11 protein-coding genes and 1 pseudogene are annotated in these 11,482 nt (G+C 55.9%); 8 read left to right on the top strand and 4 right to left on the bottom strand.

The features are described from left to right. Positions 1-203: 203 nt before the first annotated feature. From AC07N8_RS29160 to AC07N8_RS29150, 3 genes are all read left to right on the top strand, one after another. Positions 204-503 (top strand): MafI family immunity protein, encoded by a 300-nt coding sequence (locus AC07N8_RS29160; protein ID WP_493147169.1) that lies wholly within the window; start codon positions 204-206, stop codon positions 501-503. A gap of 269 nt (positions 504-772) precedes the next feature. Then, positions 773-2,293, top strand: coding sequence for an SIR2 family protein (locus tag AC07N8_RS29155; RefSeq protein WP_493147171.1), 1,521 nt, complete (start codon positions 773-775; stop codon positions 2,291-2,293). Beyond that, positions 2,290-4,545 (top strand): hypothetical protein, encoded by a 2,256-nt coding sequence (locus AC07N8_RS29150; protein ID WP_493147173.1) that lies wholly within the window; start codon positions 2,290-2,292, stop codon positions 4,543-4,545. The genes AC07N8_RS29155 and AC07N8_RS29150 overlap by 4 nt, the downstream gene beginning before the upstream one ends. Before the next feature lie 228 nt (positions 4,546-4,773). Here the strand turns inward: AC07N8_RS29150 and AC07N8_RS29145 are convergent, their stop codons facing one another. Then, positions 4,774-5,940 carry an MFS transporter gene (locus tag AC07N8_RS29145; protein ID WP_483843704.1) on the bottom strand — a complete coding sequence of 389 codons (1,167 nt, stop codon included), beginning with the start codon at positions 5,938-5,940 and terminating at the stop codon, positions 4,774-4,776. A 94-nt stretch (positions 5,941-6,034) separates the two neighbouring features. On the opposite strand from AC07N8_RS29145, the gene AC07N8_RS29140 reads away from it, so the two are divergent. Next, a complete protein-coding gene (locus AC07N8_RS29140; protein WP_483843705.1) occupies positions 6,035-6,928 on the top strand; it encodes a LysR family transcriptional regulator in 894 nt (297 codons plus the stop codon). 836 nt (positions 6,929-7,764) lie between these two features. Here the strand turns inward: AC07N8_RS29140 and AC07N8_RS29135 are convergent. After that, positions 7,765-7,866 (bottom strand): annotated as a pseudogene (locus tag AC07N8_RS29135) (DUF6632 domain-containing protein); the annotation flags it as partial. A gap of 130 nt (positions 7,867-7,996) precedes the next feature. Between AC07N8_RS29135 and AC07N8_RS29130 the strand changes: the two are divergent. Beyond that, positions 7,997-8,629 carry a LysE family translocator gene (locus AC07N8_RS29130; RefSeq protein ID WP_483843706.1) on the top strand — a complete coding sequence of 211 codons (633 nt, stop codon included), beginning with the start codon at positions 7,997-7,999 and terminating at the stop codon, positions 8,627-8,629. Positions 8,630-8,695: 66 nt separating this feature from the next. On the opposite strand, the gene AC07N8_RS29125 is transcribed toward AC07N8_RS29130, so the two are convergent. After that, positions 8,696-9,583: a LysR substrate-binding domain-containing protein gene (locus AC07N8_RS29125; RefSeq protein ID WP_493147176.1), complete on the bottom strand. Its 888-nt coding sequence runs from the start codon at positions 9,581-9,583 to the stop codon at positions 8,696-8,698. Between the two features lie 105 nt (positions 9,584-9,688). Between AC07N8_RS29125 and AC07N8_RS29120 the strand changes: the two genes are divergently transcribed. The 3 genes from AC07N8_RS29120 to AC07N8_RS29110 all read left to right on the top strand — a co-directional run bounded on the left by AC07N8_RS29120 (position 9,689) and on the right by AC07N8_RS29110 (position 11,082). After that, positions 9,689-10,024 (top strand): carboxymuconolactone decarboxylase family protein, encoded by a 336-nt coding sequence (locus tag AC07N8_RS29120; protein ID WP_493147178.1) that lies wholly within the window; start codon positions 9,689-9,691, stop codon positions 10,022-10,024. A gap of 6 nt (positions 10,025-10,030) precedes the next feature. Continuing rightward, positions 10,031-10,405: a tautomerase family protein gene (locus AC07N8_RS29115; RefSeq protein ID WP_493147180.1), complete on the top strand. Its 375-nt coding sequence runs from the start codon at positions 10,031-10,033 to the stop codon at positions 10,403-10,405. Positions 10,406-10,515: 110 nt separating this feature from the next. Further along, a complete protein-coding gene (locus tag AC07N8_RS29110) occupies positions 10,516-11,082 on the top strand; it encodes a hypothetical protein (protein WP_493147182.1) in 567 nt (188 codons plus the stop codon). On the opposite strand, the gene AC07N8_RS29105 is transcribed toward AC07N8_RS29110, so the two are convergent. Beyond that, the gene (locus tag AC07N8_RS29105; RefSeq protein WP_493147184.1) at positions 11,079-11,342 is read right to left on the bottom strand and encodes a hypothetical protein; all 264 of its coding nucleotides are present in this window, start codon (positions 11,340-11,342) and stop codon (positions 11,079-11,081) included. The genes AC07N8_RS29110 and AC07N8_RS29105 overlap by 4 nt on opposite strands. Positions 11,343-11,482 lie beyond the last annotated feature (140 nt).

The following is an 11,482-nucleotide window of genomic DNA, read 5'->3' as shown; positions in this document are numbered from 1 at the left end:
GATTATCCGGGATCTAGCTGAAGCTGCTTGGGATGAGCACATCACGTTCGTCGATGCTTCGTACGAGGAAATGGGTAAAGCGTGACCCAAGAGCGGACAGTCGACCTTAGCCTCCCAAGCGCGTGCGCAAAGACCAGGTCTTGAGCAACAATCGACCAGACGGGAACGGAACGCAGGTCACCATAATCGAAGGAATGTTTGTTATGAGCCACCTTAACAACGACTTGAGGGCCGATTTCGTTGAGGCACTTGAGGAAATCTCGACGCTGATGTCCACTGCATACGAACAGCTCGGCCCTGTACCGGAAGACCATGCATTAGCTCAGGCAGGTTTAGAGAATGGTGGTGAAATCGTTCTGGATTATGTCGATCACAACGAGGCTGGAGTAGCGTTCGAACACCTGCTTTACATGATCAACGAACCACCGCTCGTTGTTTCTGAAAAATGCATAAAAATTTTAGCTCGGATCGCAAAGTCCTTGAAGATGCCATTCACGAGATGACAAAAATTGACCCACCTGAAGGTCAGCTTTGGGTCGATTTCGGCCCCTCGCGAGAGGCACAAACCGGCCAAAAGCGGCGCTTGGGCAAATGGTTTCCGCTTCCCGGGATAGCTGTATTACGCCATTATTTCCTTTGAAGGGATAACTCCCCAAAAAATCGGAAGGCTCTGGAGCCCCAGAAAAGCTCAGCAGGACAATTGTCAGAAGAGAGCATTATGCGGACCAGTCATCCAAAACACCGCCTCCCCGTGATCAACTGAGCCTTTTGCATGACTCACCGTCAGAACTACATGCCCGACCAGCTAATCAAGGATGCAGCGAAGCATGGTGAGCTGGTCGTCTTCGTCGGTGCAGGTGCGTCCATGCTTTGCGGCAGTCCAGACTGGCGAGGATTCGCGAACCAAGTCGTTGGAGCCCTAGAGAAGGGGCGCGTGGTCAGCTTCTTGGAGGCAGAACAACTGCGTGGACTCGGCGACTCTAGACGAACCCTCTCAATCGCGATGGCACTTGCCAAAGAGAAGGGCATAGCGATCGACTTCGACGGAATCTTGCACCCGCCAAAGCCTGCAGCAATTGGTTTCGAACTGTATGAGTTACTTTCCGGCTTACGCCCCGTTTTCGTCACGACGAACTACGACAAGTGGCTCGACCATGCTGTCCCGGCAGAGCTTTCAACTGAGGTTAAGGTGGGCGGTGAATCGGAGCCCGCCAATGGGCCAAGCAAAAGACCAACATATTATCTTCGTGAGCACTTATCCCCCGCCCTGCTAGCTGAAAGGGGGGCTGTAGTCCATCTACATGGCTCTTATATGGAGCCGAATTCGATGGTGGTATCGCTGAAAGACTACATCGAGCACTACGCAGACCCGAGAGTTCAAGCATTTCTGTCAGCGATGTTCAAGAACCACACTGTACTGTTTGTGGGTTATGGACTCCAGGAACTGGAGGTTTTGGACCATATCATTCGCTCCAATGAGTCACTTTTAACTGGTTCGACTGAGCCGCGACATTTCTTGTTGTATGCCTATCGGTCAACAGAGTCAGTCCAGACTGGGTTCATTGAGCATTTCTTTCGCGACCAGTGTGGGGTTCGGGTTATCCCATACTGCATTGACGCAAAGGGCTACCAGGAAGTCGTCGAGGTCTTCAAGGGCTGGAGTTCGGAGTTGGATGTACGCGACCCAACTACGCTAGACCTCCAAGCACACATTGACAGGTGTATCGCTTCACCTAGTGCGGTCAATCGAGAGGCGGCACTTCGTTTAGTGAGAAATCGGCCCGAGCTAGCCTCATATCTTGCCAATTCCCTGAAGGACGAGGTCTGGCTCAGTGACCTTGATCGTGCCGGACTCTTCAGCGTGGAACACAGCCCTGGTGTGGCGGTTGTCGAAAGCAAACGCGGCACCACGTATCAGGCTGAAGGTTGGCCCGCCCTGCGCTATCTTGAACAAATTGCCGGCTCAGCAAAAGGTGAACAGGCAAGTCGAATTGCCACCATTATCCGGGCTATCAGTTCGGACGCTCAACAGCGAGGATTGGACAACTGGAGAACCTGGTGGTCCCTGGCAACAATTCTGTCGCAATTGCCGCTTGAGGTAATAACGGATCCTGACATTGACATGATTCGCACTTGGCTAGCTAGCCGCTTCAATTCAGACATGGCTGGTCAAGAGTTAGGGAAGAACTTGCTGCCGCGACTACTGGATAGCTCAGAGTCGGCGAATTGGAGCAAGGCAATTTGGCTGGTCGACGCGTTGTCGATGGTTCGGCGTTCGGAGAAGTCATCATGAGCGATAGGGCCGGGGTATTGGGCAGTTATCACCTAGGCGAAGTGTTAAAGCCCTCTGCGAGAAAACTAGGGGAGCGCGGTGGTGCTGCAGCCGTCGACATGTTGGGCCTTCGCCTGGCCGAGTTCATTGGCTCCTCAGAGGATGACAAATACTCATATATCTGGCGCTCTGCGATTGAAGAGCACGAACAAGATACTCACAGAGAAGACACTCGTGCCGTTCTGGTTGATGCCATCCGTGATGCCGCTTTGGGGGCCACGTCATCTAGTACGACTGAGGCACTCGCTGTGGCGAGGACGCTACTTCAGTCTCCATACCCAACGCTTAATCGCGTAGGCATCTTTGTATGTGGTGAGCACTACGGAACTGTCGGGACGATCTTTTGGGAGTGCGCAAAAGATAGCTGGTTTATCGACGCTCCCTACTGGCATGAGCTCTATTGGTTCATCAACAAGACGTTCTCCAGATTCTCCGCTGCTCAGAGAGCTCAATTCCTGCGACTCGTAAAGCAATCAAAGGGGGATTTGATAGATGAGTCACGACAGCAGGAGTGGGACGAGAGACATAGGCGCGACCTGCTGCATCCGGCGTTCGGCCAAGGTGATGCAGAAGTAGACGAGAAGTACCAGACCCTCGTGCAGCTTTGGGGGCCAGTTCGAGACCACCCGGATTTTCACATGTACTCGACTAGCGGGTGGGTTGGAGACCGAAGCCCGATCGCATCCGATGCGTTAGTTGGTATGTCTGACGAAGAGTTGGTGACCTTCCTCAAAGGCTTTTTGCCAAGCGGCCAAAGATGGGATGGACCAACATACCGAGGACTAGCCTCATCAATCTCTGCGGCAGTGAGAGCCAGCGAGGACGGCTTTGCGCGACAAATCGGCCTCTTTGCTGACCTGCCGCGTCCATGCCAACATGGCTTGCTTAGAGGTCTCAAGGAGCGATGGTTTGACGACAAGCGGGACATCAATTGGCCAGCGACGCTGTCGCTTGTGCAGACAATCGTTTCCAGACCGGTCTTCAAAGCGGAATTAGCTGCAGACAAAACAGAAGGCTGGGAGCCCTCCGTGCATTGGGTTGTGACGGACATTGCCGACCTCCTGAAAGAGGTGTCGGGCACGGAGCGCCGTATGCCAGCGGAGCTTCACCAATCGTGCCTTCACATTCTGTGCCTTGTTCTCGATGCTACGAAGCCCACTGAAGCCAAACAATCGAACGATGCCGTTTCACATGCAATTAATTCTCCCAGAGGGCGGACTCTGGAGTCCTTTATTCATTTCGCGCTCGCACTGCGGCGTGACGAGGTGGCAACACAGTCGGGTTTAGATGAGACTTGGAGCGCGGTCAAACTAGTGCTAGAGGCTGAACTGGCAACAAGCGAGTCTGGACATAATGCGGACTTCGCAGCGATAGCCGGGATGTACTGCACGAACCTCCATTACCTAAACTCTGAGTGGACGGAAGCCAACTTTGACCGGATATTCTCGACTACCAGCGACGCGGCTTGGAAGTGTGCTGCGCAAGGCTTTGCGTATCAGCGCTATCTCTATGACTGGCTTTTCAAGAGTTTGGTCATTAGCGGGCACTTGAGAAGGATGGTTTACTCGGAAGACCTGCCAGACCAAGTGGGGGAGAAAGCTGTGCAGTTCCTAGGGCTTGCTTATCTAGAAGACATGGAGAGCCTCGATGAAAGAGGGTTGCTCAGCGAACTGATCACGGATCTGAGGATCAAGGATCTATCTCAGTTGTGCTGGTTCTTTTGGACGTTACGAGGGCCGACCGAACCCTCCGCACGAACTTCCAAGATATTGGACTTCTGGATGAAGGTCGCAGAGCAAGCTAGGGCGAACCAGGACTGTCTGCCTGAGTTGCAGTCGACTCTCAGTCAGTTGGCAGTCTTTGTACACGAACTTACGCCCGCCATCGTCGAGGCCTTAGTAGAGGCGGCACCGCACGCGCAAGTTAGGCATCATGGGCACGTGCTGGTCGAGAACCTTGCGCGTCTTGCAAGCCAGTATCCGAAAGAGGTGGCCGCCATATTCCGGTCCGCGATGTCCGAGTTCCTACCGGACTACCCCAAAGAGGGCGTCATTGGATGCATCGATAGATTGGCTGATGCAGGTGAATTCGAAGAAGCCGAGTGGATATGCAATGCTTACGCCGATCGAGGTTCGAACCTGCTTAAGGATACATATGAGGGCATACGCACAAGGCGGCGCACACTAAACGAGACCGGTCGAACCTCTACATAACCGCCTGCTGGTGGGCATCAAATACGTACACCGTCTGAGATGTCCATTAGTCCCAGGCTTTAGGGGCCGCTTTTGGCCGATTTCTGCCTGTCGCCACCGTCAGCTCTGGGTTGTTCTCTGCCCCTCACGACAGGCAGAAATCGACCCAAAGCTGCCGGTCAGCAATCGCTAAAATTGACCGATTGCCGCCCCTCATCGATGGTAACGAACCACTCCCCCTCATCTTTGTCACACCACTGCTGCTTCAATCGTTCTGGAACGCCAGGCATAAGCCAACACCATCAGCAGCCCCAGAGCAGCCATCGCCGCTCCGGCCAGGGAAATCGCCGGATAACCCAGACCAGCGTTGATCACCGCTCCGCCTAGCGCTGCGCCAATCGCGTTGCCAAAATTGAAGGCGCCAATGTTCACCGCTGAGGCAAGATTGGGCGCGTCCTTCGCTGCTTCCATGACGCGCATCTGTAGCGGTGGCACCAGGGCGAAACTGGCGATACCCCATATCAGGATGGCCAGAGCAGCCGGCACCGTCCAACGCATCACGAAGGTGAACGCCAGCAAGACGAGAATCAGAACGCTTAGCGAGACGATCAAGGTGCGATCTATCGAGCGGTCTGCGGCCTTGCCGCCCCACATATTGCCCAGCGTCAACCCCACACCAAAAAGCACCAGCATGGCGGTGATGTAGGCGGTGGAACTATTGGTTTCGCTGCTGAGGATCGGCGCGATGTAAGTGAAGACGGTAAACATTGCGCTCGATCCGACTACGGTCAGGGCCAACGCGCCCAGCACCGGACCCCGCCCCAGTACCCGAATTTCGGCCATTACACCGACGCTTTGCGGCGCCTTCAGGTCAGGCAGGGCGAACCACAACGCGACCATAGTCACCACGCCGAGGCCGGTAATTCCCCAGAAAGCGGTGCGCCAACCGAACAGTTCACCGAACCAGGCGGCCAGCGGCACACCGCCGATGGTCGCCAGGGTCAGGCCCATGAACATCGCCGCAACCGCCCCGGCACGTTTCTCCGGGGCGACCACGCTGGCGGCGACGATGGAGCCAACGCCAAAAAATGCACCATGGTTCAGTGAGGTCACCACCCTGGCGACCATGAGGCTGTAGTAATCGGTGGCCAGGGCTGACATCAGATTACCCAGGGTGAAAATCGCCATGAGCCCGATCAGCAGATAGCGCCGGGGAATCCTGCCGGTGGTCAGGGTCATCAGCGGTGCGCCGAGCAATACGCCCATCGCATAAGCACTGACCAGCAAACCTGCGGCAGGAATGGAAACGCCCAGATCCGCAGCGATACCCGGCAACATGCCCATGGGGGCGAATTCTGTTACGCCGATGCCAAAGGCACCGATGGCGAGTGCGACAAGTGGTGGATTGATACGCATGGAAGGCTCCTTATCTATGCCGCTAATGCTACGATCCAGTCTTTTCAGGCGGTAGATCGCATTTTTGGCAATCACCTTTGCGCAGGAGGCACAAGTGGATTTCAACGGCAGGTCAGGTGAAATGAGCGTGTTCGCCACCGTGGCGCAGGAAGGCAGCCTGTCGGCCGCCGCACGTGCATTGGGCCTGACACCCTCGGCAGTCAGTCGGATCATCGCGCGTACCGAGCAACGTCTTGGCACCCGCCTGCTGTTGCGCACCACCCGAGCGATCACCTTCACTGCCGAGGGCGAAGCGTTCCTGCGCGGCGCCCGGCGTATCCTGGCCGACATGGACGAGGTCGAAGAAGCCATCGCCGACCAAGGCGTACCCAAGGGGCGATTGCGGGTCAGTGCCGCCCTTGGCCATGGGCGGCTGGCCATCGTTCCCTTGGTTGCAGCATTCAGCGCCCGTTACCCGAACATCGTCGTCGACCTCACCCTCGGCGACGAAGTGGTCGACATTCTCGGCGGGCAGGCCGACGTCGCGGTCCGCTTTGGCCATCTGCCCGACAGCCCGCTGACCGCGCGCAGGATCGGCGACACCGGCCAGGTAGTGGTGGCATCGCCCGAGTATCTGCAGCGCCACGGCATCCCCCAGGAACCGGAAGACCTGTTACAGCACAACTGCCTGCGCTTCAACTTCCGGCGTGCCGAACCCAACTGGCCGTTCATCCGCGATGGAAAAGAGTTTTCCCTAAAGGTCAGCGGCAACATCGAATGCAGCAGTGGTGAAGCGCTGGCACAACTCGCGCGAGTAGGTGCCGGCATTGCACGTATCGGTGAGTTCAGCGTGAGCGAGGATCTGCAGCGCGGCGACCTGATTCCGCTGTTGGAAGCCTGGAACCCCGGGGACCAGGAACCGATTCATGCGGTGTTCGTCGGCGGGGCGGCAATGCCGGCGCGGGTGCGATTGTTCGTGGACTTCTTGCTGGAACATCACCGGATGTAAGCGGAGGCGAAGCTGATATTTTCGGGTACTTGTGATGTTGAAGTGACCAAAACATTTTTGGGTGCACTATCAATAGGTGGTTTGCCTTACTGGAACAATCGTGAGCTCTGGCATTGATGGGTCGTCCGCACGTCTTAAATGGCCGTCGTGAAAGACAGCTTTTGGCCCAATTGCTGCCTGCGACGACGGGCAGCAATCGACTGTGGATTCAACCGATCGACGCAACGCTACCTAGCGACGATAGTAACGGTGCTCTTCTTCGTAACGGTGCCGCATGGCGCGATCCTGATGGCGCTCCCAATCACGACGCTCAGCTTCTCGGCGGGCTTGCTCTCTACGCCAATTATCCCGGCGCCAATCGTCCCGGCGCCGATCGTCTCTACGATCATACCAACGGCCGTCATGCCAGTAGCGGTCGTCATGGGCAAGCAACGGTCCTGTCTGCTGGCCGGCCATACTGGCTAGGCTCGGCCAAGGATTCTCAGCGGCCGTGACAGGCGCTTGAACGGCGGAGACGCCAGTGGCAAAAGCAGCGGTTGAGGTTTTCATCTGTGTGGCTGATGCCGAGCTCACTGCCGCAAACGCGAACAGGCCGAAGAGCACCATCCGTGGGACATTGAATTTCATGAGCGAAGACAACCTCTGATAGGCAATTGAACGTGTGGTCATTTGGCTGAGGCAAGCCTGCGGGGGCAGTGCTTACCGAGCAAATGAGCCTATCCAGATAGACCGATAAATAGAAAAAAGTTCTAAGGCACCGTTGCTTAAATAGCCCCCGTTGCAGCAGGAACTTCAGGGTGTTTGCCCGGTCAAGAGCCGCCCTGTATCACCTACTCTTAGGTCCCGGGCCGAGCGGCCAATTGCGAGCGGGGCGTCAAGATGGCCAAGGCAGCCGCCACGATGAAGAGTGCTGGCACGTCACCTGCCAAGTGCCCCAAAGCAGCCGTTCGATTGCGACCGCAATCCATCGAAAGTAGCATTCCTGCCGTTCATTACTGTTGTGAGCCTTCTGTAGAATGCCGTCATTCGCCGGCAAGGCGACATTAACAATAAGAGCTTGAGGTATTTATGATCGACGTTTCTGTGGCATTACTTTTCGCGGGTGCGTGCGTTGCGCTTACGCTGACTCCCGGCCCAGACATGTTGTTGATCGCCTCGCGGAGTCTGAGCCAGGGGCGGGCGTCGGGCTTTGTATCACTTGCGGGCATTCAGGCAGGCACTTATTGCCACGCATTGGCCGCAGCACTCGGGCTGTCGCAATTGATGAGCGCTGTACCTGCGGCTTACGACCTTGTCAGATTTGCCGGTGCCGCGTACCTGGCATTTCTTGCCTGGAAAGCGCTTACCAGCAGCTCATCACCCTTGGCACCCGATGAAGCCTTGCCGCCCACGCCGCTGTTGCGCATTTTTCGACAAGGCCTGGTGACCAATCTGTTGAACCCGAAAATGGCGTTGTTTGTACTGGCCTTGTTTCCACAGTTTGTGGACCCGACTAAAGGCTCGCTGGTCGTACAAATGTTGGCATTTGCGACCATTTTGAATGCCATTGGATTGATCGTGAATGGTGCCGTGATTCTCTTGGCCAGCAAGGTCGGGAGCAAGCTGGCGAGCAATGCCAGCATTGCCAAGAGACTCAATCAACTGTTGGGCGTGGTTTTCATTGGCTTGGCGACTCGTTTGGCACTTTTTTCCGGGAGGTAAATCGCCCATCACCTGCGTACTGCGTAACTTTCCATCGGTCTCGCTCGAATTGAACCCTGCCTTCGATTATTTCGTAATGGTGAAACGAAACGCCTGTTCTTGCAGGCTCGTTTTGATCATTGCGGCCAATTGTTGGGCGGCCGGTGATGGGTCGTCGTCACTGCTATGAAGCACATAGCCAAGGCTCGGCAGCGGGGGTAATCCAGAAACGACGGTGAGATGACTCGGCAGCCCGATGCGGGTTCGCAGGGTCAGGCCCAATCCGGCGGCGACGGCGGCCCAGATACCACCGACGCTGGGACTGGTCAGGGCGATCCGCCAAGGAATCTGCGCGGCATCCAGCGCCTGAGTGGCGGCGCTGCGCAATACGCAAGGCGCGTCGAACATGATCAATGGCAACGGTGAGTCATCAAGGGTCATCAGCAATGGGCTATCGCGGGCCCCGATCCAGTACATCTGTGTTTCGCCCAAGCGAGTGGCATAGGGCGACAGGTGTCCGGTGTCCCAGGTCAGCGCCAGGTCCAGGCCTGCGCCTTGAACCAGAGCAAGCAGTTCGGCATTGCGGGCGATCCTGACTTCGAGATTCACCTTCGGGTAAGCATGGACGAAGCGTCGCAGGAGATCGCTCAGAAAATGTTCCCCAAAGTCCTCTTGAAGTCCGAGTCGTATAGTCCCGGCAGTCTGGCTTTCATGCAGGGTCTGGAAGATGCCATCGTTCAGTTCCAGCAACCGTCGGGCATGGCTGAGCAGTGTTTCTCCCGTGGGGGTCAAGACCAATCCGCGACCGGATTTAGCCAGGACCGGCGTACCGATCTGCTCCTCGAGTTTCTTCAATTGAGCGCTTACGGCAGACGTCGACCGACCGAGACGATCTGCCGCTTTGGCAAAACTGTTGAAGTCCACGCCGGTGACGAAAGTGCGCAATACGTCAAGATCGAAGGTGGGACGGCGCATTTAATGGTCCACTAATTCGGGATGATGGGTGCTATTAAATCTGATATTCGGAATTGTCGCGACTTGATAGTTTGCCCCCGTCAATTGGGACATGGGGAAAACATCATGAGTGCATCGATGGTCACGGGGCGAGAACACCAGAGCAACTATCCGCAGAAATTTACCGAACTGACCGACAACATATTGTTTGGCGACATGTGGACGCGTACGCAATTGAAGCCGCGTGAACGCAGTCTGGCGACGGTAGCCGCGCTGGTGGCGATGTACCGGCTGGAGCAACTGCCCTTTCATTTGGAACGCGCACTGGATAACGGCTTGAGTGTCGACGAACTGGCCGAAGTCATCACCCACCTGGCGTTTTATTCCGGTTGGCCGACAGCTGCCTCGGCGCTGAGATTACTCAATGAACTACAGGCCAGGCCTGCCAAACCTCAGGAGTAATTGTGGATGCCGTTTTCACGAATTTCACTGCACCGCGGGAAGTCGGCCGACTATCTACAGGCATTGTCTGAGGGTTTGCACGCCGCCTTGGTCCAGAGCTTCGAAGTCCCTGAGACTGATCGTTTCCAGGTCATCCACCAACATGAGGTTGGTGAGCTGATCTTTGATCCCCACTACCTGGGCGGGCCGCGCAGCCATGACTTTGTGCTCATCGCGATTACCGCAGGCCGTCCTCGAAGTGTCGAGACCAAACAGCAGTTTTACCGTGATCTGGTCGAGAAATTGCAGCGGGCGACAGGACTGGGCGCAGAGGACGTCATGGTGGTGATCACGACTACGGCCAGCGATGAGTGGTCGTTTGGAGGAGGGCGGCCTAACTAGCCTTCGGGTTCGTGCAGAGCCGTCATTCCATAGACGCGGGTCGCCCGTGTCTTTCAGCACCATGGCCAGGTTGATAAGGCCTGCATTCATCACATGTTGAAGAGGCAACAATGGTTCCCACTGCAATCCCGTTCGGTACCATCGATTGGTCCACTGAATCGATGGCGCGTGCCGCTCAGAAAGGCACTGCCTGCTACAGAGCGTTTACTTTGTCATTGGCGTTCATTGCTCCAGGAGCTGCCCTTTGGACAAGCAACGAGTGTTATGCCGCCCCGATTGCGGGAAAGGCCATCGTAAGAGCTTATGAGGGCAATGGAGGTGTCAGCGTTGAGTTGGTCATGTCAGGCCCACCTGAAAAAGAATGGGCGTTGCTCAGGATTCGAGGAACGGAAACGGGTGCGGCATTGCATCAAGCAAGCGTTCAGCGCTCACCGATTTCGACGTCCTATGTAGAAAGTATCAACGGGGTTTCACGGACAATTTTTGTGGTACGGATGCATCAAGGTTTTCTTCCGCGTCAAGACCAGGAGCCCTATGCACTGGGAGAAAGCACCCGACTGGAGCGACTGAGCACTATCGGCATGGAGGTTCCGATGTTTCGGGCTGAGAAATTTGCCGCTCATCAAGCAGGAACACAGACCACGCTATCCGAAGATTTCACCGGAAGCAGTCCTTAGTCGACCGGCTCTTCTTGGCCCGGTTGCCGTCCTTCGTGACAGGTAAAAAAGACCCAAAGCTTACCTTCAGGTGGGTAAATTTTTGTCACCTTGTGATCGACATAATCCAGGACGATTCCACCACCATTTTCTAAACCTGCCTGAGCTAATGCATGGTCTTCCGGTACAGGGCCGAGCTGTTCGTACGCAAAGGACATCAGCGTCGAGATTTCCTCTATGGTGACCTGCGTTCCGTTCCCGTCTGGTCGATTGTTGTCCAAGATCTGGTCTTTGCGCACGCGCTTGGGAAGCCAAGGTCGACTGTCCGCTCTTGGGTCACGCTCTACCCATTTCCTCGTACGAAGCATCGACGAACGTGATGTGCTCATCCCAAGCAGCTTCAGCTACACCCCGGATAATT

This window comes from Pseudomonas sp. GW821-FHT10C09 (assembly GCF_059415465.1).
This window is presented reverse-complemented; position numbering and strand designations above follow the sequence as displayed.

Coding starts and splice junctions, on each gene's coding strand:
- AC07N8_RS29110 (WP_493147182.1), top strand. CDS start 10,516: ATGGTTCCCACTGCAATCCCGTTCGGTACCATCGATTGGTCCACTGAA.
- AC07N8_RS29125 (WP_493147176.1), bottom strand. CDS start 9,583: ATGCGCCGTCCCACCTTCGATCTTGACGTATTGCGCACTTTCGTCACC.
- AC07N8_RS29155 (WP_493147171.1), top strand. CDS start 773: ATGACTCACCGTCAGAACTACATGCCCGACCAGCTAATCAAGGATGCA.
- AC07N8_RS29160 (WP_493147169.1), top strand. CDS start 204: ATGAGCCACCTTAACAACGACTTGAGGGCCGATTTCGTTGAGGCACTT.
- AC07N8_RS29145 (WP_483843704.1), bottom strand. CDS start 5,940: ATGCGTATCAATCCACCACTTGTCGCACTCGCCATCGGTGCCTTTGGC.
- AC07N8_RS29150 (WP_493147173.1), top strand. CDS start 2,290: ATGAGCGATAGGGCCGGGGTATTGGGCAGTTATCACCTAGGCGAAGTG.
- AC07N8_RS29130 (WP_483843706.1), top strand. CDS start 7,997: ATGATCGACGTTTCTGTGGCATTACTTTTCGCGGGTGCGTGCGTTGCG.
- AC07N8_RS29120 (WP_493147178.1), top strand. CDS start 9,689: ATGAGTGCATCGATGGTCACGGGGCGAGAACACCAGAGCAACTATCCG.
- AC07N8_RS29115 (WP_493147180.1), top strand. CDS start 10,031: ATGCCGTTTTCACGAATTTCACTGCACCGCGGGAAGTCGGCCGACTAT.